General features: G+C 66.8%; 29 protein-coding genes and 2 tRNA genes. 16 read left to right on the top strand and 15 right to left on the bottom strand.

Annotated elements, in window-relative coordinates; translation table 11 throughout:
• Nucleotides 1-101 precede the first annotated feature (101 nt).
• Complete coding sequence (locus C451_RS06890; RefSeq protein WP_007739147.1) at nt 102-1,193, top strand: glycosyltransferase; 1,092 nt, start codon at nt 102-104, stop codon at nt 1,191-1,193.
• 20 nt (nt 1,194-1,213) lie between these two features.
• On the opposite strand, the gene C451_RS06885 is transcribed toward C451_RS06890, so the two are convergent.
• The 3 genes from C451_RS06885 to C451_RS06875 form a co-directional block, all read right to left on the bottom strand.
• Complete coding sequence (locus tag C451_RS06885; protein ID WP_007739146.1) at nt 1,214-1,957, bottom strand: hypothetical protein; 744 nt, start codon at nt 1,955-1,957, stop codon at nt 1,214-1,216.
• A gap of 45 nt (nt 1,958-2,002) precedes the next feature.
• Nucleotides 2,003-2,863 carry a 3-hydroxyacyl-CoA dehydrogenase family protein gene (locus C451_RS06880; RefSeq protein ID WP_007739145.1) on the bottom strand — a complete coding sequence of 287 codons (861 nt, stop codon included), beginning with the start codon at nt 2,861-2,863 and terminating at the stop codon, nt 2,003-2,005.
• Nucleotides 2,864-2,941: 78 nt separating this feature from the next.
• Complete coding sequence (locus C451_RS06875; protein ID WP_007739143.1) at nt 2,942-4,450, bottom strand: 2-isopropylmalate synthase; 1,509 nt, start codon at nt 4,448-4,450, stop codon at nt 2,942-2,944.
• A gap of 408 nt (nt 4,451-4,858) precedes the next feature.
• Between C451_RS06875 and C451_RS22590 the strand changes: the two genes are divergently transcribed.
• From C451_RS22590 to C451_RS06850, 7 genes are all read left to right on the top strand, one after another.
• A complete protein-coding gene (locus C451_RS22590; protein WP_161605852.1) occupies nt 4,859-5,023 on the top strand; it encodes a hypothetical protein in 165 nt (54 codons plus the stop codon).
• 25 nt (nt 5,024-5,048) lie between these two features.
• Nucleotides 5,049-5,573: a DUF7097 family protein gene (locus C451_RS06870; protein WP_007739142.1), complete on the top strand. Its 525-nt coding sequence runs from the start codon at nt 5,049-5,051 to the stop codon at nt 5,571-5,573.
• 54 nt (nt 5,574-5,627) lie between these two features.
• Nucleotides 5,628-6,185, top strand: a complete 558-nt coding sequence (locus C451_RS06865) for a GMP synthase subunit A (protein ID WP_007739139.1) — start codon at nt 5,628-5,630, stop codon at nt 6,183-6,185.
• Nucleotides 6,186-6,221: 36 nt separating this feature from the next.
• Complete coding sequence (locus C451_RS06860; protein ID WP_007739138.1) at nt 6,222-8,078, top strand: DUF2070 family protein; 1,857 nt, start codon at nt 6,222-6,224, stop codon at nt 8,076-8,078.
• Nucleotides 8,079-8,225: 147 nt separating this feature from the next.
• Nucleotides 8,226-8,381: a hypothetical protein gene (locus C451_RS22885; RefSeq protein ID WP_007739137.1), complete on the top strand. Its 156-nt coding sequence runs from the start codon at nt 8,226-8,228 to the stop codon at nt 8,379-8,381.
• Nucleotides 8,382-8,521: 140 nt separating this feature from the next.
• Nucleotides 8,522-8,779 (top strand): hypothetical protein, encoded by a 258-nt coding sequence (locus C451_RS06855; RefSeq protein ID WP_007739135.1) that lies wholly within the window; start codon nt 8,522-8,524, stop codon nt 8,777-8,779.
• 42 nt (nt 8,780-8,821) lie between these two features.
• Nucleotides 8,822-9,058 carry a hypothetical protein gene (locus C451_RS06850; protein ID WP_007739134.1) on the top strand — a complete coding sequence of 79 codons (237 nt, stop codon included), beginning with the start codon at nt 8,822-8,824 and terminating at the stop codon, nt 9,056-9,058.
• A gap of 95 nt (nt 9,059-9,153) precedes the next feature.
• Here the strand turns inward: C451_RS06850 and C451_RS06845 are convergent.
• Nucleotides 9,154-9,238: transfer RNA gene (locus tag C451_RS06845), tRNA-Ser, on the bottom strand.
• Nucleotides 9,239-9,322: 84 nt separating this feature from the next.
• On the opposite strand from C451_RS06845, the gene C451_RS06840 reads away from it, so the two are divergent.
• Nucleotides 9,323-10,270 carry an AAA family ATPase gene (locus tag C451_RS06840; protein WP_007739133.1) on the top strand — a complete coding sequence of 316 codons (948 nt, stop codon included), beginning with the start codon at nt 9,323-9,325 and terminating at the stop codon, nt 10,268-10,270.
• A gap of 1 nt (nt 10,271) precedes the next feature.
• On the opposite strand, the gene C451_RS06835 is transcribed toward C451_RS06840, so the two are convergent.
• The 7 genes from C451_RS06835 to C451_RS06805 form a co-directional block, all read right to left on the bottom strand.
• Nucleotides 10,272-10,463 carry a hypothetical protein gene (locus C451_RS06835; RefSeq protein WP_049913028.1) on the bottom strand — a complete coding sequence of 64 codons (192 nt, stop codon included), beginning with the start codon at nt 10,461-10,463 and terminating at the stop codon, nt 10,272-10,274.
• Nucleotides 10,464-10,606: 143 nt separating this feature from the next.
• Nucleotides 10,607-11,104, bottom strand: a complete 498-nt coding sequence (locus tag C451_RS06830) for a DUF7519 family protein (RefSeq protein ID WP_007739123.1) — start codon at nt 11,102-11,104, stop codon at nt 10,607-10,609.
• Nucleotides 11,101-12,408: a DUF58 domain-containing protein gene (locus tag C451_RS06825; protein WP_080503528.1), complete on the bottom strand. Its 1,308-nt coding sequence runs from the start codon at nt 12,406-12,408 to the stop codon at nt 11,101-11,103. The genes C451_RS06830 and C451_RS06825 overlap by 4 nt, the downstream gene beginning before the upstream one ends.
• Nucleotides 12,405-12,980 carry a DUF7269 family protein gene (locus tag C451_RS06820; RefSeq protein ID WP_007739114.1) on the bottom strand — a complete coding sequence of 192 codons (576 nt, stop codon included), beginning with the start codon at nt 12,978-12,980 and terminating at the stop codon, nt 12,405-12,407. The genes C451_RS06825 and C451_RS06820 overlap by 4 nt, the downstream gene beginning before the upstream one ends.
• Nucleotides 12,977-13,909, bottom strand: coding sequence for a DUF4129 domain-containing protein (locus tag C451_RS06815; protein ID WP_007739105.1), 933 nt, complete (start codon nt 13,907-13,909; stop codon nt 12,977-12,979). Before C451_RS06815 ends, C451_RS06820 begins: the two co-directional genes overlap by 4 nt.
• 100 nt (nt 13,910-14,009) lie before the next feature.
• Nucleotides 14,010-14,360, bottom strand: a complete 351-nt coding sequence (locus C451_RS06810) for a DUF5789 family protein (protein ID WP_007739104.1) — start codon at nt 14,358-14,360, stop codon at nt 14,010-14,012.
• 99 nt (nt 14,361-14,459) lie between these two features.
• Nucleotides 14,460-14,533: transfer RNA gene (locus C451_RS06805), tRNA-Tyr, on the bottom strand.
• Between the two features lie 186 nt (nt 14,534-14,719).
• On the opposite strand from C451_RS06805, the gene C451_RS06800 reads away from it, so the two are divergent.
• The 3 genes from C451_RS06800 (at nt 14,720) to ftsZ (ending at nt 16,736) form a co-directional block, all read left to right on the top strand.
• Nucleotides 14,720-15,223: a zinc ribbon domain-containing protein gene (locus tag C451_RS06800; protein ID WP_007739103.1), complete on the top strand. Its 504-nt coding sequence runs from the start codon at nt 14,720-14,722 to the stop codon at nt 15,221-15,223.
• 198 nt (nt 15,224-15,421) lie between these two features.
• Nucleotides 15,422-15,595 carry a ribbon-helix-helix domain-containing protein gene (locus C451_RS06795; protein WP_007739102.1) on the top strand — a complete coding sequence of 58 codons (174 nt, stop codon included), beginning with the start codon at nt 15,422-15,424 and terminating at the stop codon, nt 15,593-15,595.
• Between the two features lies 1 nt (nt 15,596).
• A complete protein-coding gene (gene ftsZ, locus C451_RS06790; protein ID WP_007739101.1) occupies nt 15,597-16,736 on the top strand; it encodes a cell division protein FtsZ in 1,140 nt (379 codons plus the stop codon).
• A gap of 131 nt (nt 16,737-16,867) precedes the next feature.
• Here the strand turns inward: ftsZ and ncsA are convergent, their stop codons facing one another.
• Together ncsA and C451_RS06780 are read right to left on the bottom strand one after the other, a co-directional pair.
• Complete coding sequence (gene ncsA / locus C451_RS06785) at nt 16,868-17,830, bottom strand: tRNA 2-thiolation protein NcsA (protein ID WP_007739100.1); 963 nt, start codon at nt 17,828-17,830, stop codon at nt 16,868-16,870.
• A 621-nt stretch (nt 17,831-18,451) separates the two neighbouring features.
• Nucleotides 18,452-18,676 (bottom strand): DUF7576 family protein, encoded by a 225-nt coding sequence (locus tag C451_RS06780; protein WP_007739099.1) that lies wholly within the window; start codon nt 18,674-18,676, stop codon nt 18,452-18,454.
• A 70-nt stretch (nt 18,677-18,746) separates the two neighbouring features.
• Here C451_RS06780 and C451_RS06775 point away from each other — a divergent pair, with 70 nt between their 5' ends.
• Nucleotides 18,747-19,523, top strand: a complete 777-nt coding sequence (locus tag C451_RS06775; protein WP_007739098.1) for an SDR family NAD(P)-dependent oxidoreductase — start codon at nt 18,747-18,749, stop codon at nt 19,521-19,523.
• Between the two features lie 9 nt (nt 19,524-19,532).
• Here the strand turns inward: C451_RS06775 and C451_RS06770 are convergent, their stop codons facing one another.
• Complete coding sequence (locus C451_RS06770; protein ID WP_007739097.1) at nt 19,533-20,069, bottom strand: SCP2 sterol-binding domain-containing protein; 537 nt, start codon at nt 20,067-20,069, stop codon at nt 19,533-19,535.
• A 123-nt stretch (nt 20,070-20,192) separates the two neighbouring features.
• Between C451_RS06770 and C451_RS06765 the strand changes: the two genes are divergently transcribed.
• A complete protein-coding gene (locus C451_RS06765) occupies nt 20,193-20,843 on the top strand; it encodes a helix-turn-helix domain-containing protein (protein ID WP_007739096.1) in 651 nt (216 codons plus the stop codon).
• A 68-nt stretch (nt 20,844-20,911) separates the two neighbouring features.
• On the opposite strand, the gene C451_RS06760 is transcribed toward C451_RS06765, so the two are convergent.
• Complete coding sequence (locus C451_RS06760) at nt 20,912-21,940, bottom strand: LLM class flavin-dependent oxidoreductase (protein WP_007739094.1); 1,029 nt, start codon at nt 21,938-21,940, stop codon at nt 20,912-20,914.
• A 122-nt stretch (nt 21,941-22,062) separates the two neighbouring features.
• Between C451_RS06760 and C451_RS23300 the strand changes: the two genes are divergently transcribed.
• Complete coding sequence (locus C451_RS23300; RefSeq protein ID WP_206536687.1) at nt 22,063-22,215, top strand: hypothetical protein; 153 nt, start codon at nt 22,063-22,065, stop codon at nt 22,213-22,215.
• Between the two features lie 126 nt (nt 22,216-22,341).
• On the top strand, nt 22,342-23,039 hold a 698-nt coding region (locus tag C451_RS06755), incomplete at its 3' end, for a Glu/Leu/Phe/Val dehydrogenase dimerization domain-containing protein (RefSeq protein WP_007739092.1).

The raw sequence follows: 23,039 nt of genomic DNA, 5'->3' as shown, positions 1-23,039 counted from the left end.
CAAAACGACGAGAACGACGACCAAGCCGGGTCGATCAGCGGTCATCGACGAACCATCGCGAAGTCACAACCGATTAATCCTCGCTGCTGAAACCACGGACGATGCCGCCACACGTCGCCGCCTTCACCGACACCTATCTGCCGACGGTGAACGGCGTCACCTACACCATCCGGACGTGGCACGAGCGCTGGCAGCGCCGTGACGGACGGATGGATATCGTCTATCCGGGTGCCGACGGACACGATCCCGCACCGGACGAGTATCCCGTCCGGAGTCTCCCGTTTCCGTTCTACGAGAACTTCCACGTCGGCGTGCCATCGGTGCCCGATGCGGTCGCGAACGCCGATATCGTCCACGCGCACACGCCGTTCGGGCTCGGTCTCGGCGGCCTGCGCCTCGCGCGCGATATCGACCAGCCGCTCGTCGCCTCCTACCACACGCCGACGGCGGAGTACGCCGGCTATCTCGCCGAGGGCTGGCTGCTCGACGCGGTCGCTCGCGTGGGAAACGCCTACGAACGCTGGTTTCTCGGCCGCGCCGATCATATCGTCGTGCCGAGCGAGACGGTCCGCACGGCGCTCGTGGACCGTGGCATCGAGCCGGTGTCGGTCGTCTCGAACGGCGTCGACACCGATCGGTTCGCGCCGACCGACGCTGCTGACTTTCGCGCCCGCCACGACCTCCCGGACGGGCCGCTCGTCGGCTACACCGGCCGACACGGTTTCGAGAAGGAACTCGCCGATCTCGTGGCGGCCGCCGAAGGGATGGACGCCACGTTCGTGCTGGCTGGCGACGGTCCCGCGAACAAGACGCTTCAGGAGGAGGCCGACGAGAGCGACGCGGACGTCCGCTTTCTCGGTTTTCTCGATCGCGAAGAGCTCCCCGCCTTCTACTCGGCGCTCGACGTCTTCGGCTTTCCGAGCCCCATCGAAACGGAGGGGCTGGTCGCGCTCGAAGCGATGGCCTGTGGGACGCCCGTCGTCGGCGTCGACAGCGGTGCGCTCACCGAGACGATCGAGGACGGCGAGACGGGCTATCACTACGAACGAGGCGATATCGATGCGTTTCGGGACGCGCTCGGGCGCGCGCTCGCCGACGACGGGCTCTCGGCGACCTGTCGTTCGCGTCGCGAGTCGATGAGCGTCGAGCACTCGGTCGATTCGCTTGCCGACGTCTACGATACCGTTCTGTAATCACGACGAATGGGCCGCGCTCAGACGGCCGTCAGTTCGAGATGGTCGTAGGCGCGGGCGATCGCGATCCAGAGGAAGACGCTGCCGAGCCCGCTGACGATCGTGACGACGAGCGGGCCGACGACGCCAACCGAGGCGACCGCGTCGGTGACGACCCCGCCGAGCGCCTGTAGCAGTGCGTTCACGATGACGAGCGCGAGCAGGAGCGCGGCGACCCGTCCCGGCGAGCGCCGCAGCACACCGAAGCTCTTCCGGAACGCCGTGAGGATGTCGTCGTCCTCGACGGCGACGAACGCCGGGGCGAAGAACGACGCCGCCAGCAGCACGAGAAAGAGGACGACCCAGAGCGCGATCCCGACGAGCCCGAGGGCGATGGCGAGGAACGCGCCAGCGCCCAGTCCGATCGCGAGCACGACGGAGACGCCGAGCAGGTTCGCCACGCCGAAGCCCACACGATGGGTGAGATGATCGCGCTCGACGATCCCCCACTGGCCGGCGAAGACGCGGATGGTGACGAGCGCGAGATAGACGCCGACGACGGCGACGACGAAGCTCGCGAGCAGCGGCAGCGGGTTTCCGGTGATCACGACCGGCATCGCACCGCCGCCGGCACCGATGACGCCGGGCGTGGTGCGGACGAACTCGCCGGGGACGAACGCCGCGATCGCCTGGACGACGGCGAGTGCCACCAATACGAGCAACGCGGGCCCCGTCGCCAGCCGTCGGAGCGACTGGCGGAGCACCGTGAGAACGCTGAATGCCATGTCCGACCGGATTCGAGCGCGAATACTGTGTCTTGCGGTTCGGACTCAGTCGTAGTCGTAGAAGCCGGCACCCGTCTTCTTGCCGAGATCGCCCGCCTCGACCTTTCGCTTCAGGAGATACGCCGGCGTGTAGCGATCGCCGAGCTCCTCGTGGAGGGTTCGGGTGGCGTCGAGACAGATGTCCAGCCCGATGTGATCGGCGAGTTCGAGCGGGCCCATCGGCACGTTGGTGCCGAGTTTCATCCCACGATCGATGTCGTCCTTCGTCGCCACACCTTCGTCGAAGGTCCTGATTCCCTCGTTGATCCACGGCATCAGGATGCGGTTCGAGACGAACCCGGGTTTGTCGTCGGACTCCCAGGTTTCTTTGCCCAGTTCCGCGGCGAAGTCGTGGGCGAGCGCCGTGGTTTCGTCGGCGGTGTGTTCGCCGACGACCAGTTCGACGCCCTTCATGACGGGGACGGGGTTCATGAAGTGCAGTCCGACGACGAGTTCCGGGCGCTCGGTCGCGCTCGCGATCGACGTGACCGAGAGCGTGCTGGTGTTGGTCGCGAGTACGACGTCCTCCGGCACCGTTTCGTCGAGATCGGCGAAGATCTCCTGTTTGATCTCCATCTCCTCGACGGCCGCCTCGACGACGAGATCGCAGTCGGCGAGCTCGTCGAGATCGGTGGTACCCGTGATCCGGTCGCGTGCCGCCCCGGCCTCGTCCTCGGTGAGTTTCTCGCTATCGACGAGTCGATCCAGACTGTCGTCGATCGCGTCGAGCCCGTTCTCGACGAACGACGTCTCGATGTCGCGCATGACGACGGCGTAGCCCGCGGTCGCGGCGACCTGTGCGATGCCGTTGCCCATCGTTCCCGCGCCGACGACGCCCACCCGTTCGATCGCATCGAGTTCGCGCATGCTTCGACTCGCTCTGGCGCGGTCGTAAGCCTACTGGGTGTTGCGGTAGCGATACTGATGGAGGAACGAGGGCAGGTCTCAGTTCGCGAGCAGCCGATCGAGCGCGTCGACCATCGCCTCGACGCTCGCCCGGGTGATGTCGGCGTGGCTCGCGGCGACCGAGACCGACTGCGCGTCGCGACTCATCTCGACCTCGACGGTGACGAGCGCGTCGGTTCCGCCGGTGATCGCGTCGACGTGGTAGGAATCCAGCGTCGCGTCGCGACCGGGACCGAGTGCCTCCCGGACGGCCGCCACGGCGGCGTCGACGGGCCCGCTGCCGGTGCCGCTGGCGGTGCGTTCGTCGCCGTCGACCCGAAGTCTGACGCTCGCCGTCGGGGTGGCGTTGCCGCTGGCCGCCGTGAGATCTTCGAGTTCGACCCGGCGTTCGCGCTCGCGGCCCTGGACCGTCTCGGCGAGCGCGAGCACGTCCGCGTCGGTCACGCGCTTGCCCTGATCGCCGAGATCGGTCACGCGATCGGTGATCTCGGCGACGTCGGCGTCGCTCGCGTCGACATCGTGCTCGGCGAGCGTCGCCGCTACGCCCGCGCGCCCGGTGTGCTTGCCGAGGGCGAGTCGGCGTTCGCGACCCACCCGCTCGGGCGGGTAGGGTTCGTACATCGCGTCGTCCTTCAGCTGGCCGTCGGTGTGGATGCCCGATTCGTGGGTGAAGGCGTTCTCGCCCACGACTGCTTTGTTCGGCGCGAGTGCGATGCCGGTCGCGTCGGCGACGGTCCGTCCGAGATCGTAGAGCCCGCTGGTGTCGACGGTCTCGTTGTCGTAGCCCTCGGCGAGCGCGATGGCGACCTCTTCGAGCGCGACGTTGCCCGCGCGCTCGCCGATCCCGTTGATCGTGGCGTGGACGAGATCCGCACCCGCCCGGATCGACGCGAACGCGTTCGCCACCGCCAGCCCGAGATCGTCGTGGGTGTGGGTGCTCGTCGGGCCGAGCTCGGCGAGTCGCGAGACCACCGCACCCGTGTGCTCGGGCGTGGCGTAGCCGACGGTATCACAGTAACAGATCCGATCCGCGCCGGCGTCGACGGCCGCGCCCATGAGTTCGGTGAGGAACTCGGGATCGGCCCGGCTGCCGTCCTCGCCGAGCACCTCGACCCAGAGCCCGTGCTCGCGGGCGTACTCGACCAACTCGACGGTGGTCTCGACGACGCCGCCGCGGCTCGTGCCGACCTTGCGTTCGATGTGGCGCTCGCTGGCGGGTACGACGAGGTTGATCCCGTCGACGTCGCAGTCGAGCGCGAGATCGATGTCGCCCCTGATGCCGCGACAGAAGCTCGTCACCCGCGCGTCGAGCCCCTCGCTCGTCACCCGCGAGATGGTCTCGCGCTCGCCAGCGCCGGTGCAGGCGCTGCCGGCCTCGATCGTCGAGACGCCGGCCGTGTCGAGTTTGCGGGCGATGTCGACCTTCTCGCTCGGCGTGAGCGACACGCCGGGGGCTTGCTCGCCGTCGCGGAGCGTCGTATCGAGAAACTGTACGTCAGTGTCAGACAGCGGGGTAGTTTCGGGGGAGCCCCCGAATAAAACGTTCACCGGTCATGATAGCCACTCGCAGCGCAGCGCGGGCGGTATTTAAAAGAGTGCGTTCCGACAGATGTTGCGACTCGACGTTTTAGTTGCGGTCAGCGGTGGCGCGCGCTCGCGGTCGTGTGCGAGCCGAGCGGGACCGAAGGTCCGCTGGCCGTGCGAACGGGCCGATGGCCCGTGAGCAGACAACGCGAGCACCGAGCGCGAACATTGTGCGAGGGATGAGCCCCACAGCGAGCAACGCGAGCGAGGAGCGCAGTCGGCTGGGGAGGTCTGTGGACTGTTGCGGTTCTCATTTGTGTCAGTAATCGCCACGACTGAATCGGCTGCTCTCTCAGATTGAGATACCTAATCGGATACGGCCGATCGTTTCGGATACGTGTCTATTTGTGGTCCAGCCGATTTGACTCAGCTATGGATACGTACAATCGGGGCACGATCGCCGTCGCGGTGGGACTCGCGATCGGCGCGTGGCTCATGGCAGCACCATCGACAGGAATCGTATCCAGACTCGGCACCGCCACGATCGCCGGATTGGCGGGGTTCGTGGGCGCAGTGCTGCTGAAAGGCTGGCATTGACATCGTTTCGAGACGAGTGTCGGGTATGGAGAAGACGCCCGCCGGCAGCTCGGTCGGCGTCGAGGACCCCTACGCGTTCGTCGAGCGGTGCGATCATCTCACCGACGACGGGCGGTGTCGGTACGCGCTCGAACACGACCATCACGATCCAGCGTTCGCCCGCGAGCGCCGCGCCGACGAGTTCGCCTGCCCGGTCGTCACCGACGCCGGCTCGGACTGGGATTGGGCCGACTGCCCCCACTTCCGGGCGCGGAACCGTTCGCGCGAGTGCGTCCGCTGCGGGCTCGACGAGCGCCGACAGGCCCATTCGGACGACCGACCGCTGCTCGAAGAACATCATCTCTCCTACGCCGACGACGAGCGCACGAGCCACGAGATCACCGTCTTCCTCTGTCGGTGGTGTCACGCGAAGATCCACGAGTCGTGGGCGCGCATCGACGACGACGCGAGCCCCGACACCGAGGCGCTCGCCGCCAGGGAGGGGCGGCGGAGCCGTGAACACGCCGAACTCGATTTCTCGTCGGCCGCCGAGCGCCGGGACGACGGCTGAGGCGGTCGATCGCGTTTTCGGGAGTCTTTAGCCGGTTCGTCGCCACGTTCCGGCATGACCACAATCGTCGTCGTCGACAACGGCGGCCAGTTCACCCATCTGGAGGGTCGCGCGCTGGACGACATCGGCGTCGAGACCGACATCGTCGAGAACTCGACGCCGCCCGACGAAATCGATGCCGACGGGATCGTGCTCTCGGGCGGGCCGGAGATCGACGAGCGCGGGCGCTCCGGCGAGTATCTCGACAGGGACGTTCCCGTTCTGGGCATCTGTCTCGGCATGCAGATCATCGCCGACGAGTACGGCGGCGCGGTCGGCGCTGGCGAGTACGGGGGCTATGCCGACGTCACGGTCGATATCGACGACGTAACGGATCCGCTCGTCGGCTCGCTCGCGCCGGAGACACGCGTCTGGGCGAGCCACGCCGACCAGGTGACGGCGCTGCCCGACGGGTTCGATCGCACCGCCACGAGCGACGTCTGCGGGATCGAGGCGATGAGCGACGCCGAGCGTGATCTGTACGGCGTCCAGTGGCATCCCGAGGTCGCCCACACCGAACGGGGCGAGGAGCTGTTCGCGAACTTCCGGGCGATCTGCGAGAGCGAGGAGTGAGGTGGATTTAACCGCGCTCGGGTTGTCGGAGCAACAATGAGCACCACGCAGGGCGATCTCGCAGCCCTCTCGCGGTTCATCTTCCGCGCGCCCCAGTGGTACGCGAGCCTCGGCTTCGCGCTGCTGGTCGCTGCCGTCGCCGGCGTCGCCGCCTTCGACTCGCGGTTCATCCTCGAAGACGCCTGGGAGGGGGTCTTCTTCATCGGGGTTCCCACGATCGTCGCGAGCGTCGTCACCCCGCCGGTCGATCGGGCCCTCGACGGCCAGCTCACGCCGAACCGCGCCTCGCTGCTCGCGCTCGTCAGCGAACTGATCCTCGTCGCCTTCCTCGTCGGCGCGGGCATCGTTGCCGTGTTCACACCGCTCGCCCAGCGGTTCGTCTTCGACGTACTCACCGTGGGGCTGGCGTCGGTGTTCGCGCTGCGGCTGCTCGTCGTGCTCGCCGTCTCCCGAAAGTCACTGTTCGTCGCGGCGATACCGGCGGGGATCCAGACTGCGTCGGTCGCGCTGCTCGTCTTCGTCTACAGCGGGATGATGCGCTTCTTCGAGGTCGGCGGCCCGCTCCTGCTCTCCTTTCTCTCGCGGCCGAACCGTGGGCCGGCGGAGTTCGCCGCCGTCGAACCGCTCGATTTCGCCCTGCTCGTACTCCTCTGTCTGCTCTACGCCGGCGGCGTCTGGGCGTTCGTGACCGTCATCGACCAGCCGTGGCGGCGGAGCCTCGGCGTGAGCGTGCTCGACTTCCTCCGGGGGTTCATCGGTCACATCGCCGACGGGACGCGCGAGATCGAGGAGTTCTTCGCGTCGCTCGGCGAGGAGGCGCTCGTTCCCGTCACCGTGCTCGCGGCGCGTCGCCCCGACGGCACCGAAAAGGCACGGTTCGTCCTCCCGATGATCCATCCTGGCCCGATGGGTGAGATCGGCGGCGGCGACCTCCCCAAGCGCGTCGCCGAAAGCACCGACGGGCTCGGATTCCCGCCGCACGCGACCGCCGGCCACGACTTCAATCTCGTCACCGAACGGGAGGTCGACACCGTCCTCGACGCGGTCGCGCGGGCGAGCGAGCGCATCGAGTACACCGAGACGGGCTCGGCGAGTCGGCGTACGACCGTCGGCGAGGCCACGGTTACGGGCCATGCCGTCGGCGACGGCGCGCTGTTCGTGGCGACCTACGCGCCGAACTTCGCCGACGACATCGATTACTCGGTCGGGCTGTCGGCGGCCGCCGAGGCGCGTGCACACGGACTCTCCAACGCGATGCTCGTCGATGCACACAACTCGAACAACGGGCTCGACGGTCCCGATCTGGGCCACGTCGTGCCGGGCAGTCAGCGCTCGTTCGATCTCATCGAGGCTGTCGGCGAGGTGGCCGGCGATCTCACGGGCGCGCAGCGCGAACCGCTCTCGCTCGGCGTCGCGTGGGACGAGACGCCGTGGACGCCGGCGGAAGGGATCGGCCCGCTCGGCATCCGCGTCGCGGTGTTCGCCGCCGGTGACGAAACCACCGCCTACGTGCTCGTCGACGGCAACAACATGGAGCCCGGTCTGCGCGAGGCGATCGTCGGCCGGCTCGACGCCGTCGACACCGCCGAGGTGATGACGAGCGACACGCACGTCGTGAACACGCTCGAATCGACGAACCAGGTCGGCGGCGCGATCGCCCACGACGAGCTGATCGATCGGATCGTGTCGCTGGTCCAGGACGCGCGAGCCGACTGTGAGCCGGTCGAGGCAGGGATGGCGACCGAGCGTGCCCGCGTGAACGTCTTCGGCAACGACCGGACCGAGACGCTCGCCAGCCACGCCAACGCGATGGTGACGATGGGTGGCGCGCTCGCCGGCGCGGTCACGCTCGCGCTCTTCACGATCAGCGTGCTCGTCTTCCTCCTCACCTGACGGCCGCCCGACCGCAGGTCGTGGAAACAGTTACGGTGCCGCCCGTGGTAGCCGGTAGTATGCCACGAGCAGTCCACGGCAACGGCGGCTCGGGACCGGCGAGTACGGCATCGCGGGAACGTCTGCGGACGGCGGCTTCGCGTGTCGATGAGTGAATCGACCGAGCGGCCGTCGCTGTGTCTGAACTGTGGCTTCGAGGCCATGCCCGGCGACGACCAGTGGGAGACGGTCGAATCGCCGCCGCTCGGCGTTCTCACGCAGTGTCCGGACTGCGGGAGCACGGACGTCACGAACCGCTGGTAGCGATCGCGGGGTGACGACGCGTCCGCCACCGCAGCCTCGTCGCCGTTGACGCCGCAGTCTCGTCGCGTCCGCAGCCACAACGCCGTCACCGGGCGACCGCGACCCACAATCAAAAGAGCGCCGAGCACGTTCGTCGAGTCGTGAGCGAGGGATACGTCCTGGAGATCAAACCCTCGGCGCGGCGACAGAGCTCGCGGGCCGGCGAGTGGGTCCACGAGGAGGGGCCGCGACGACTGTTCGAATCGAAGGCGCTCGCACGCGAGTGGGCGAGCCAGCGCCGCGTCGGAGTGTGGGTGCAGGACGCTGCCCCGCACGATACGAGCGGGGTCGACGGCTATCTCGTCGGCGGCCAGCGCGCTGGTGGTGTCCGATGCGCGGGCCGGCAGAGCTCGCTCTGAGACGAGCGGACTGTTTTTGCCCATCGGACTCCAGGACGACGTATGGGTAACTCCGAGGGCGACGACGAGAGGCCGAACCGCAAGCGCGCGGCGCTCGCCGTGCTGCCGTTTCTCGTACTCGGACTGGCCGACGTCGCGTTCGTCGTGCTCTGGGGTCTCAAACCGATCATGGGGCTCGCCGTTCTTCCGCCGATCCTGTTCGTGAGCGCACTCGCGTGGGTCGCCTTCCGCGGCGGATTCATCAACAGCCGCATCGACGATCGGGACGACGTAGCCTGAGCCGCCGCTCGGGAGCCACCGGACCGGAAATTACCATACGGCTGCTCAACTGCAAGCGATGAGGAATCCTCTCGCCATCATCGTTTTCGGAAAAGCGCCGGGGGTGAGATTTGAACTCACGAGTCCGTGAGGACAGTTGCTTTCGAGGCAACCGCCTTGGCCAGGCTAGGCTACCCCGGCTCCATCAGTCCGTTCGCCCGAGACCACTTTATGGATTTCGATCGCCATCGCCACACCTAAGCGCCTCGACACACCCGAACGATCATGGAGATCGACGCGGCCCACGGCGAGATCGAGCGGGTTCTCGACGCGCTCGACGCGACCGTGATCGCCGAGCGCTCGCTGCTCGAAACGATCCTCATGGGGGTGCTCGCGCGTGGTCACGTGCTCATCGAGGACGTTCCTGGCACGGGCAAGACGCTCATCGCCCGCAACGTCGCCCGCGCGCTCGGCCTCTCCTTTTCGCGCGTGCAGTTCACACCCGACCTCCTGCCGTCGGACGTGACCGGCACGCATGTCTACGACGAGAGCACCGGTGAGTTCTCGTTCTCGCGCGGGCCCGTCTTCGCGAACGTCGTGCTCGCCGACGAGATCAATCGTGCACCGCCGAAGACGCAGGCCGCTCTCCTAGAGGCGATGGAGGAGCGCCAGGTCACCGTCGACGGCGAGACCCACGACCTTCCCGACCCCTTCGTCGTTATCGCAACCCAGAACCCCGTCGAGATGGCGGGCACCTTCGAACTCCCCGAGGCGCAGGTCGATCGCTTCCTCGTCGAGACGGCGATCGGCTATCCCGACGAGAGCGGCGAGATCGAACTCCTCCGGCGGCGCGCCGAACGCGACGAGCGGAGCCCGCGAACGGAGCGGGTGCTCTCGACCGATCGGGTGCGTGCGCTGCAGGACGTGCCTGAGTCGGTGCGCGTCGACGAGGATCTGCTGACCTACGCGGTCGCCATCGCGCGGGCCACTCGCGAGCGCTCGGCGTGTTCGGTCGGCGTCTCGCCGCGGGGTACGCAGCGACTGTTCGAGGCCGCCCGCGCCCGTGCGGTGCTGTCGGGGCGTGCGTTCGTCACGCCCGAGGACGTGAACGGCATCGCGCCGGCGGTGCTCGCCCATCGGCTAGTACTCACGCCCGATGCCGCCGTCGAGAACGTCGAAAAGCAGTCGATCGTCGCGAGCGTGCTCGACGAGGTGCCGGTGCCGACGGTCTGAGCTACTCCTCGTCCTGGAGCTTCTGGTAGATCGCGAAGCCGATCATCGTCGGCGGCCAGAGCCCGATGAACATTCCGCGCTGCTGGTTGTCGCGGGCGTAGTATTCGTACAGTGCGAGCGCCACGGAGCCGAGCGCGCCGAAGGCGAGATACGGTGCACCCGATTCGTCCGGCATGGTTTCTGATTCCGACATTGCGTCCATTCTCGGAGCGCTGTGGGAATAAATATCAGGGAAGGAACGGTCCGTTCCGGCTCACACACCTTCATACTGATTCATGATCTCGTGGTACGAGACATGTCGAGACTAAAGATCGCTTCGTACCCACATGACTACACTCAGGGCCGGAGCGTGAGGACGAGCACCACCGCGCCGAACAGTAGCGCGATCGGAACGAGTGCTGGCCCGCCGCCAGCCAGCCGATAGACGATCGACCCGCCGCCGGCTCCGACCAGTGCCAGCGCACCGCTCGTGCCCGCGTGGACGAACTCCGCCCGGCGCGTCGTGGCTGCCCTCCCGACCGTCTCGCCGAGATCGATGCCGAACTCCGCGACGTCCCACGCGACGACTGTGGCGGCGGTCGCCGCCAGCAGGAGTGGGGATGGCGCGCCGGCGAGCCCTGCGAGCACCGTTCCGCAGAACAGTCCTGCTGCCCCGAGCGTGACGGCCGCCCGCGACGACGAGCGCAGTCCGACGGCGAAACCGACGACGCCGACCGCGCCGACGACGGCCGCGGGTCCCGAGAGTGCCAGCGATAGCGTGCCGACGACTGCGACGCCGATCCCGATGGCGGTGCTCGTCCGTGGCGGTGCGTGATCGATCGCCGATCCACTCATCGTGTTCCTCCCGCCCGGGCGAGCGCGACGGCGAGCGATTCGGCTCCCCAGTCGACGACCGGGATCCCTGCCGCGCGCAGCGTCGACAGGCGGAGGGTGCGCTCGGTGCGGGCCACCCGCTGGCCGGGCGTTTCGTCGTTCGTGGGATCGGGACTGAGAACGGTCACGCGATGACCGCTGGCGTCGAGTCGCTGGAGGAGCCCCACGATGTAATCGTCGCACAGCGGCGAGCAGACCACCAACTGCGCCTCGGACGGCAGTCGGCGGCGCAGTCGTCGCAGCCGTATCGACGGGAAGAAGGGGTCGTCGGGCGGTGTCGGCGCGAGCGCCGGATGGGTGGCGAGCAGTTCGCGGGCACGGGCGCGATGGCTCGCGCCGAGTCCCGGCGCGAGCCAACAGGATTCGGGCGCGAGCGCGGCGATCCCGACCGGGTTCTCCGCGTCGGTCAGCGCGACGTACAGCGCCCCGGCCGCGCCGACGCTTCGCTCGACCGCGCTGTCGCGATCGCCGTCCGGAGCACGATAGGCTCCCTCGCGCGCGTCGACGAGCAGCACGACCGCGGCGGCGCGTTCCTCGCGGAAGTCCACGGTGGAGAGATCGCCGGTCTTCGCCTTCCGGTTCCAGTCGATGCGCGAGAGCGGATCGCCCGGCCGGTACTCGCGGGTGGTGTGGAAGGCGACGCCCGAGCCGCCGATGTCCGTGAGCACGCGCCCGGGCTGGCCGATCGTCTGCTGGCGAAGCCCGATCGCCATCTGTGCATCGAGCGCCGGCACGCAAGTGATCGGCGTCTCGTCGGTCGCCGCCACCTCACATCGGCGTTCGGTCGCCCCGCTCGCGTCGCGGGCGATGGCGAGCGCCGGCTCGAAGGCGTGCCGTCCGCGAGCAGCCCCCACGTCGTAGGAGAGCGTCGTCGTTTCACCCGGCCTGAGTGCAGTCGCCAGCCGTGGCGATCCCGACGCGACGGCGAGCGCGGGCGGCACACCGTCGACGATCCGGAGATCGGACAGGAAAGAATCGCCGGTGTTCTCGATCGTCACTGTCACCGTCACTTCTTGTCCGGAAGCCGGTTCGGCGTCGTTCACCGATCGCTCGATGGCGAGATCGACGGTCGGTGGCCGTGCGGCCCGTGCGAACCCGGCGAAGACGACGCCGACGACGCCGACGAGCACGAGGCCGGCGCTGTCGGCGAGGATGCCGACCGCACTGGCGACCAGCGCGAGCGCGCTCACCCCTCGCCAGCGGCCCGTTCGATGCACTCGTTCGTCGTCCGCGCTCGTCGGTCGGTTCTCTCCGGAACGACTCACTGCTCGCGCTCCCGACTCGCGATGGTGGCGAGCGCGTCGGCCGCGTGGCGTGCCCGCCGGCGCTCGCTCGGCTCGCCGCTGAACGCCGCACGCAGGCGTTCTTCGAGGGGGATGTCCGAAGCGAGTGCCTCGGCGAAAAACGCCGCCGCGTAGGGGTCGTCAGTCCACGTCCCTTCCGCGAGCTGCTCGCGAGCGGCCTGCTCGCTGGCTCCCTGCCGGACCAGCACCCTGACGGCGAGTGCGTCCAGTCGATCGCTTATCGTGCGGCGCTCGCTGGCTCCCCGCATCCGCCTGCCGGGCGCGAGCGCGGCGACTTTCTCGTCGAACTCTTCCCCGGGCGTCGAGAACTCGCCCGCGGACTCGGGCGTCGGCAGATCGCTTTCCGTCTCCTCGGCCCGGAGTCGTGAGCGGATGGCCACAGCGCCACCGGCGAGCGCGACGACCGCGACCGCCCCGAGTAGTTCGGTCGTCAGCGTGACGCCGCCGACGAACCCCGGCACGCTCGCGACGGCCAACCCCCAGAGAACGAGCGCGACGCCGACCGCGATGGCCAGCGATCGTCCGCGACTCATCGCTCCTCCGCGTCGTCCTCGATGCGCCGCAGTGCGGCCACCGCCCGCGCTTCGCGTTCGTCAGTGGCATCGGTCCCGCCGTAGCGCACGGCTCTGAACACGTCGGTGAGTTCGGTGACGTTTTCGCGATCCATGCCGGCGTCGGTCGCGGCGCGGGCGAACTCCTCCGGCGTCCGCGAGCGCGGGTTTCCCATCTCCAACTGCTCGATCATCTCCCGCCACGCGCGGTAGATCTTGTTGTCGGCGCTCCTGTCGTCGGCGATGCGGTCGGCCGCGGTCCCAGCCGCGCGACCGAGTTCGGCCGCACTGGGGGACGGTGAGTTCGACGCTGCCGATGTCGGTTCTCCATCATCTTTCTCCTCGTCGGCCGTCCGTCCGGAGCGAACGAGCAGCCCGATCCCGACGAGGAGCACGGTGGCGACGGCGAGCACGAGCAGCGGCTCGGCCGAAACGGTTCGCGCCACGCTGTCGACCGCTCCGTCGCTGCCACCACCCGGGAACACGGGTGTCCGCCTGCCAGCGATGCCATTCCCGTTTGCCGCATCGTTGCCACCGAGGGCACCGAGAAGGCGATATAGCCCGAACAGCAGGCCAGCCAGAACGACCGATCCGAGTGCGACGATCCCGAGATCGCGGCGATCGAGTTCGTCGCGCAGGACGTACAGACCGACGAGAAATCCACCGACGAGCACGACGACGAGTAGCTGGAGGAGGGCCTCGATCAGCCCCGAACCGTCCGACGTCTCGATCGGTGCCGGCTGGCCGAGGTCGAACGTCTGCCCCTCGCCGAGGAGACCGCCGCTCCCGCCACCGCTTCCCGTGGCGCTCCCGGCCGCCTGTGTCGGTGCGTCGATGGCGGCGGCCCCGACGGCGATGGCGAGGATCGCCAGAACGGCGAGCACCACGACGGCGAGCGCGTCGCGATTCACGACCTATCTGCGGGTCGGAACGATCATGAGCGTTGTCCCGCTGGCGGCGAACCGACGGCTACTGGCTGTTTCGAATCGTAACCCGGCAACGATCGATCGACTACGCTCGATCCGACTCCGTGGCCTCGTCGAGCGCCTCCAGATCACGTTCTTCGTTGTACTCGTTCGGCTCGCCCGCTTCGCCGGTGAGTTCGCCGTGGAGTGCCTCGCGAACCTCCTCGGGCGTGTCGTACTCGTCGTCGAGCCGATCGAAGACGCTCCCCATCGACTCGGTTTCGTTCGGCATGTCGATCGGCTGATCGGCGTACTCGGTGGCGAGCTCCTCGCTTCTGACGGGATACTGCCGCTCGCTGACGTCGGCTTCGACGTCGTCGAGGATGTTCTCGACGTGATCGGCGCGGTCGCGCTGGCGCTCCCGTGCACGGTCGGTGTTGCGTCCTTCGTCGGGCATACGCGGCGTACGACGCCCGGCGGAAAAAGTATGTCACCGGCAACTGCAACCCGCACTCGTCAGTCGTCCGACTCAGCTCCGATTCGTTCGGCGAGGAAATCCGCCCTCCCCGAATTGAACGGGGGACAAGCCGATCTACAGTCGGCTGCTCTACCAGGCTGAGCTAAGGGCGGACAGTACGAACAATCGGACTATCGAACTTAACGGTTGCCATTCGATCGTCGACTGGTGTGATGGCTGTCCGACAACGCCCTGTCGAACAATCGACCGATCCTGGATCGCCGATTGGACGGTGTTCTCGGCCCGTGAGCGGCGACCCGACAGTATGAAGTGTTGTGATCACGTCGCCCCGAGCGAGGATGAGCAAGATCACGTTCCGTGCCGACGACGAGCTCATCGAGGAGCTCGAAACCCTGGAGCTCTCCAAGAGCGAGGCGATGCGGGAAGCGCTCCGATCCTATCTCGCACGGAACGAGTCGGCGACGACCGACAGCCTCGACGCCGTCGTCGCCGACCGCGTCGATGCGCTTGTCGACGAGCGACTGGATACGTTTACGCCGTCAGAGCCACAGGACGTGAACGTAAACATCACGCTCGATGGTGTTTCCGAGCGGGCGACTGCGGACGACGCGACCCAGCGTAAGACGAACGACGCGACGGCGCAAACGCCGTCGGACGCGCGTAAAACGTGCGCGCAGTGTGGCGAGGAAATCGACGACGAGAGCGTCTACTGCCCGAACTGCGGCGAAAAAGCGTCCCATCGCGTGTTCTGTGACTGCGGCGACGAACTCCGCTCGGACTGGGGGTTCTGTCCGAGCTGTGGTCGCCGCACACCCGCAGCCGACGTCCTGGATCGACCGTAGAAGAGCACTCCCCGTTGCATACGCGGGCATCCGGCGTCTCACGTCGTATGTCTTACGCGAGCCGGTAGTTTTATTACAAATGCAGTAATTGCATACTTTGCGTAAGACGACCGTCTTACAGACGTCGTGGGCGGGAGCGATATGGCTCCCGTCACGCGATTTCGGTGTGTAAGACGCGTCGCAAAAGGGAGCAACAACATGGAGCGTGTGACACTGCGAATTCCGAAACAGCAGATCGAGGAGGTCGAACGGATGGTCGAACTCGGCGACTATCCGAACCGGAGCGAGGCGATCCGGGCGGCGGTCAGGGAGATGGTCGCCGAGGAACGGTCGGACGATCGTCCGACGGAACGACCGTTCGCGAGGGCCTGAGATGCAGGATATCGTCGAGTCGGCGCTCGAAAACGCCGAACTCGAGAAACAGCGGCGCGACGAGGCCGAACTGGAGGAGTTCGGCGATCCGCGGATCGTCGTCGTCGGCTGTGGCGGTGCCGGCAACAACACCGTCAACAGGCTCTACAACATCGGCGTCGAGGGTGCCGAGACCATCGCCATCAACACCGACAAACAGCATCTCCAGATGATCGAGGCCGACACGCGCGTGCTCGTCGGCAAGTCCCTCACGCAGGGGCTCGGCGCGGGCGGCGATCCGGAGATGGGTCAGCGTGCGACCGAGATGGCCCAGAGCACCATCAAGGAGGTGCTCACCGGAGCCGATCTCGTGTTCGTCACCGCGGGGATGGGTGGCGGAACGGGCACGGGAGCAGCACCGGTCGTCTCGGAGATCGCCAGCGACGAGGGCGCGATCGTCGTCGGGATGGTCTCCACACCGTTCAACGTCGAGCGCGCCAGAACTGTCAAGGCCGAGGAGGGGCTCGAAGAACTCCGCAACGCGGCCGACTCGATCATCGTCCTCGACAACAACCGCCTGCTCGACTACGTCCCCAACCTCCCCGTCGGCAAGGCGTTCTCGGTGATGGATCAGCTGATCGCCGAGACGGTCAAGGGTATCTCCGAGACGATCACCCAGCCGTCGCTCATCAACCTCGACTACGCCGACATGACCTCCATCATGAACCAGGGTGGCGTCGCGGTGATGCTCGTCGGCGAGACGCAGGACAAGAACAAGACCGAGGAGGTCGTCAAGGACGCGATGACTCACCCCCTCCTCGACGTCGATTACCGTGGTGCCTCGGGCGGACTGGTCCACATCACCGGCGGCCCGGATCTCACCCTGAAGGAGGCCGAGGAGATCGCCGAGCGCATCACCGACCGGCTCGACCCGAGCGCGAACGTCATCTGGGGCTCGCGCATCCGCGAGGAGTACAAGGGGAAGGTCCGCGTGATGGCGATCATGACCGGCGTCCAGAGCGCGCAGGTGCTCGGTCCCGACGCCCAGGGACAGGCCGACCGCTCGCGCGCGGCGCTCGACGAGGAGTTCGAGATTCCCGCCCAGAGCGACGGCGGTCGCGACGAACCCGATCGACAGACCGATCTCGACGTCATCCGCTAGGTCCCGCTTTCGGCCCTCCACATCGCCGTTCGACCGACCGCTGTTCTTCTCCCACTCGACCGACGACCGCAGCAATCGTCATATCTCCGATCAGACAGCGGAAGCCATGGATCCCGCCGGGTATCCCGTTGTCAGACCGCGTGCACCGCCTCGGTGAGCTGGCACGTCCGGCAGACGTCGCGCGTGGTGGCGTTGCCACAGCGCTCGCACTCGCCGAGATCGGCACCATCCTCGCCGTAGGCGCTGGCGGCCAGTTTCGCCAGTTCCTCGTAGCCGGCCATGATCGAGTGGCGCGTACCGGGATGGCGCTCCTCCATGTCGAGCAGGAGTTCCTGGATCTCGCCACGATAGGCCTCCGTCGAATGTGGGCATTCGGCCATGTGGACGGGTAGATCGGCGAGATGGGCGTAGAGCGCGACCTCCTTTTCGGGGACGTCCCGCAGCGGCTTCGCCCGCGGGACGAACTCGTCGGTCTCGGCGCGCTCGTCGAACGGCCCGAGGCTCGCGTCGAAATGTTTGGCCATCTGGGCGACGTCACCCTCGAAGAAGTTCATCAGTGCGGTCTGGGCCTCGTCGTCGAGGTTGTGGCCCGTCAACAGTTTGTCCGCGCCGAACGCCTCGGCGTAGTCGGCGAGCAGATCGCGCCGGAAGACGCCACAGTACGCACACGCGGCCATCCCCTCGGGGTCCTTCTCGACGACGTCGTCCATCTCCAGATCGAACTCGTCGGTGTAACTCACGACCTCGTGGTGGATGTCCAGCCCGTCGGCGAGTTCGCTCGCGGCGTCGAGACTCTCGTCACGATAGCCCTCGATCCCCTCGTGGATGGTGAGCGCGACCAGCTCGATGCGCGGGTCCTCGGCGAACGTTTCTTCGAGAATCGAGGTGAGCACGATGCTGTCTTTTCCGCCCGAGAGCCCGATGAGCCACGTCTCGGGGCTCTCGGGGGTCGCGTCGTCGCCCACCAGCCCGTCCTGTCTGATCCGCCGACGAACGCGCTTTTCGACCGACGCCCGGAGGTGGTACTCGCAGAGATGCGCCCCCGAGTACGCCGCGTGAACCACCGCGTCGCGGTCGCACTTGGTGCAGTTCATGGAGAGAACTACTCACGGCCCACTTTTTTACTCGTCGGGTGTCCTCCCTGCGGTCGGCTACCGCTCCTCGCAAAAAACCTGGACTAAAAACACCCGCTCACAAACCGCGCGAGCGGCGAACTGCGCTCGTTCCACTCGCGCGGATGCTGACGCTTACCGCAACCACCGCACAGCACCACAACAGCCCACACTCCTCCCCAACCGATTCGCTCGTTCGTTTCACTCACTCGCTCATCCACCGCCAGAACTCCGTTNCCGCACAGCACCACAACAGCCCACACTCCTCCCCAACCGATTCGCTCGTTCGTTTCACTCACTCGCTCATCCACCGCCAGAACTCCGTTCTGACGAGCCTGTACTCGCCGTGCTCGTGCAGACCTCGCACAATGTTCGCGCTCGGTGCTCGCGTTGTCTGCTCACGGGCCATCGGCCCGTTCGCACGGCCAGCGGGACCTTCGGTCCCGCTCGGCTCGCACACGANCAATGTTCGCGCTCGGTGCTCGCGTTGTCTGCTCACGGGCCATCGGCCCGTTCGCACGGCCAGCGGGACCTTCGGTCCCGCTCGGCTCGCACACGACCGTGAGCGCGCGCCGACCGCCAAACAGAATACGTTTCATCCTTTCACTGCTCGCCTCGCCACTCCTCGATGCACTCTTCGTCACAGAAATGCAGGTCCTCGTTGGCTTCCGGCTCGTCGCCGAGGGTCTCCCATTCGAGCGGATCGAGGCGCGCGCCACAGTTCTCACAGGTCGCGCTCTCGGTCTCGCGACCGGGGTTCGGCGTCGTGTCGCTTGGCTCTTCCATCGACGGAAGGTGGGCCTCGACGTACTCCAGTCCATCGGCCATCACGATCGCTGATAAACGGCCGCGCATCCGGGGACGAAGGGATTTGTCGGCGGGAGGCGATCACACCGGCATGGATCTGGGACTCGACGACAAGACGGCGCTCGTCACTGGTGGCGGCGGACGCATCGGCAGCGAGGACTGCGAGACGCTCGCGGCGGAGGGTGCCGAGATCGTCGTCCTCGACGTGGACGAAGACGGCGCGGAGACCATCGCCGACGGGATCGAGGACGATGGCGGTACGGCCCACGCCGTCGAGTGCGATCTGACCGACCGCGAGGACGTCGCCACGACGATCGAGGCGATCCGCGAGGAGACGGGCGGGATCGACGTACTCGTGAACAACGCCGGGATGGTTGACGCGCGCGCACGGGTCGAGAACTTCGAGGACGACATCTGGGAGCGCGATATCGCGGTGAATCTCACGGGCTCGTACAACGTCACCCGCGAGGTGTTCCCCGCGATGTGCGAACGCGGTTGGGGACGGATCGTCACCATGTCCTCGATGGCCGGCTGGCAGGGCGGCTTCGGCCAGATTTCCTACTCGGCGACCAAGGCCGCGCTCATCGGCTTCGGCAAGACGCTCGCGCTGGAGGGTGCACAGTCCGGCGTCACCTCGAACGTCGTCGCGCCGAGCATCGTCGTCGGCGCGCTCGCCGACCTCCCGCCCGAGCAGTTGGAAGAGGTCGACGAACACTTCGCGCGCATCGCCAAGGCCACGCCGATGCGACAGCTCGGCCGCGAGGAGGACGTCGCCAACCTCGTCGCCTACCTGTCGAGCGAGCAATCGAGCTACATCACCGGCCAGGTCGTCGGCGTCACCGGCGGCATCGATCTCTTCTCGTTCTAAAAGTCGGGGTCAGTTCGCGTACTTCTCGTCGGCGAACTCGTGATCCGGCTCGCCAGCGAGCTCGGTCAGCCTGACGGCGGCGTCGGAGTACTGGAGGATCTTCTGCATGTCACCGTCGAGCTCGAAGTCGCCGCCCATCAGCCCGTCGATGACACCCATCTCCTGCTCCAGCAGCGCCTTCCAGTTCTCGGTGGTCGCCGAGAGCAGAAAGCCCTCGTCGACCTCGTCGGGGCTTTCGATGAGATACGCACCGGTACACTTCCCGTCTTCGAGCCCACAGAAGGCGTGGCCGACGTAGCCCCGATCGTCGGTCTCGTCGAGATACGTGTCGAGCTCCTCCTGGAGGTAGTCGGGCATCGCCTCCACGTCGAGTTCGTCGACGGGCATCTCGGTCATCTCGAAGACGAAGTGGCCGTTGAAATCGACGCCCCAGCCCTCGCTCACGTCGGCGTACTCCTCGTCGTTGTTGATCTCTTCTTCGTATTCGGCGAACCACGCCTGACTCGGAAAGAACAGCGGGTCCGGCTCGTAATCGACGTCAGCCATTGTATGACACCGACTAACGATTCGCAGCCACACCAATGAACGTTCATCGGCGTATCCGCGGTCATTTATACGCCGCGTCGCGGTGCGGGAAAGGTATATGCGCCCGCTCCGCCCATCCCGGCTATGCGGTACGTCACCTTCGTTCTCATCCCGCCCGACGGCGGCCTCCACCCCTCCGACCGGCGACTGGCCGAGGAGTCGGACGTGACGCGCACGGCGCTACACGACATCAATCGCCTCGACGACGGCACCGCCGTCACGCTCTACCGACTCGACGGCACCGTCGAGCGCATCGAAACGATCCTCGACGACTGCGCGGACGTCCTCGCACACAACGTCTCGGCGACCGGCGACAGCGTCCATGCCTACGTCCACTTCGAGACCAACGACGTCGTCGCGGGGCTGCTCGCGGTGCCCCACGCCCACGGGATCATCCTCGACACACCGATCGAGTTCACCCCTCGCGGCGGGCTCCGGATAACCGTCGTCGGCGAGGAGACGACGATCCGCGAGACGATCGGCACCGTCCCCGACGGGATCGGTCTCAAACTCGAAGAGACCGGTGAGTACGAACCGAGCGCCCAGCGGCTGTTCGCCAGGCTCACCACCCGCCAGCAGGAAACGCTCAAGGCGGCCATCGAGGCGGGCTACTACGAGGTGCCCCGCCGGGCGACACACGCCGACATCGCCGAGCGCCTCGATCGGACCGGCGGCACCGTCGGCGAACATCTCCGCAAGATCGAGGCGGCGGTGCTCACCGCGATCGTCCCCTGATCACCGACTGGCCGTGTGCGTCGACCGGCCTATGAAGGATCGTCGACTGTCGGGCAGCTGGCGGTGAATCACGAGTCTTCGGCGGCGAGCCCGACACCGTCGGCGATCAGTTCGTACGAGCGAACCCGGTCGTCGGGATCCGGAATCATGTTCTGAACGACGACCTCGTCGACGCCGACCTGCTCGGTCATCTGTTCGAGGAGATCTCGCACTGTCGCGGGACTGCCGGAGATCTGCTGTGGCCAGTCGCCCGGTTCGACCGAGTGCGGTGTCGGATCGGGAACGCCACCGAGTTCGTCGATCGCGTCGTCGACGGCCGGGGGCGTGCCGACCTCGCCACGCTCGAGTCGCTGGTAGTACGCCTCGACCGAGGCGCGGAGGCGGGCGGCTTCCTCGTCGGTGTCGCCACAGCTGACGTTCACCCCGATCATTCCTTCAGGTTCGTCCGGGGCGGCCGCGAACGGGGCGGGGTCGAAGTTCTCCCGATAGGCCTCGAACGCCTGTGGGGCGACGTCGGGCCGAATGAACGCGGCAAAGCAGTAGGGAAGCCCCAACCGGCCGGCGATCGCGGCGCTGTTCGGGCTGGAGCCGAGCACCCACGTCTGGGGGACGGCCTCGCCCGAGCGAGCGAGCTGCAGTTGGCTGTAGGGATGATCGTCCGGAAAGCCATTGTAGAGATGTTTGACGGCTTCCTCGATCTTGTCGGCGTGGTCGTCCTGCTGCTGGTTTTGATTGTACTGGAGCGCGTGATCGGCGGCTGGCTGCCCCGATGCTCGACCGAGCCCCATATCGATCCGCCCGGGCGCGAGTGCGTCGAGCGCGCTGAACGTCTCGGCCACCTTGTACGGGCTGTAGTGGTTGAGCAGCACCGTCCCCGAGCCGAGGCGAATGTCGCTGGTCTTGGCCGCGAGATGGGCGATCAGCACCTCCGGGGTCGTGCTCGCCGTCGAGTCACCGCCGCCGTGGTGCTCGGCCACCCAGAAGCGTGAGTAGCCGAGTTCTTCGGCCCGCTGAGCCAGTTCGATGGTGTTGTCGTACGCATCCGTCGCCGTGCCACCTTCGGGAACCGTCCCGAGGCTGACGATCGACAGCTCCATGCGATGGTTACCCTCTCACGACTGAATAGCCGTTCGGCTCTCGACCCAGGACAACCACCGGGACCACGAAATCGCGGCCGTCAGCGCTCGCAACGTCGATCACGCGCCGATGAAGACGCGAGATGCCCATCGAATCGAGAGCAGGATGCGGAAAGAAGGGATGGCGGGATGTAGCCGCCGAGACGTATTATGTGGTAATACAGCAATTCAACATAAGTATTATTAATACTGGAAGCGGAGACGGAGACGTGTTCGGTCGTATGACTGGTGAGTGAACGCGAACGGACGACACGGATCGCGGCGACCGTGGTCGATGTCGTCCGTTCGCGGTCGCTTCGACCGGCATCGCCGTCGGGAGGATCGCCCACCAGCATACGCCCCTCAGCACACCGCATCAGTCAATGTCTTCAGACACACCATCCCAGACCGATCGCGCCGAATCGAGTGACCAGTCCGACGACGCCGAATCGTCCCTGCAGACGGTCGTCGATCAGCTTTCGGAGGTGGCAGAGCAGATCGATCTCGACCCGAACGTCGTCGAGCGACTGTCCCACCCGAACAGCGTCTACGAGNTCGTCGATCAGCTTTCGGAGGTGGCAGAGCAGATCGATCTCGACCCGAACGTCGTCGAGCGACTGTCCCACCCGAACAGCGTCTACGAGGTCACGGTTCCGATCGAGCGAGACGACGGCTCGATCGAGGTGTTCACCGGCTATCGGGCACAGCACGACAGCGTTCGCGGTCCGTACAAGGGCGGGGTGCGCTACAACCCGTCGATCACGAGAGACGAGTGCGTGGCCCTCTCGATGGCGATGACGTGGAAGTGTGCAGTGATGGATATCCCGTTCGGCGGGGCGAAAGGTGGCGTGCAGGCCAACCCGAAGGATCTGAGCGAGCGCGAACACGAACGGCTCACCCGACGGTTCACCCACGAGATCGGCGACATCATCGGGCCGATGACGGACATCCCCGCCCCGGACATGGGGACCGACGCCCAGACGATGGCGTGGATCATGGACGCGTACAGTACCAACGTCGGCGAAACCAAGCCGGGTGTCGTGACCGGCAAGCCGATGTCGATCGGTGGCAGCGAGGGACG

It is taken from the genome of Halococcus thailandensis JCM 13552, assembly GCF_000336715.1.
Classification (GTDB): Archaea; Halobacteriota; Halobacteria; order Halobacteriales; family Halococcaceae; genus Halococcus; species Halococcus thailandensis.
This window is presented reverse-complemented; position numbering and strand designations above follow the sequence as displayed.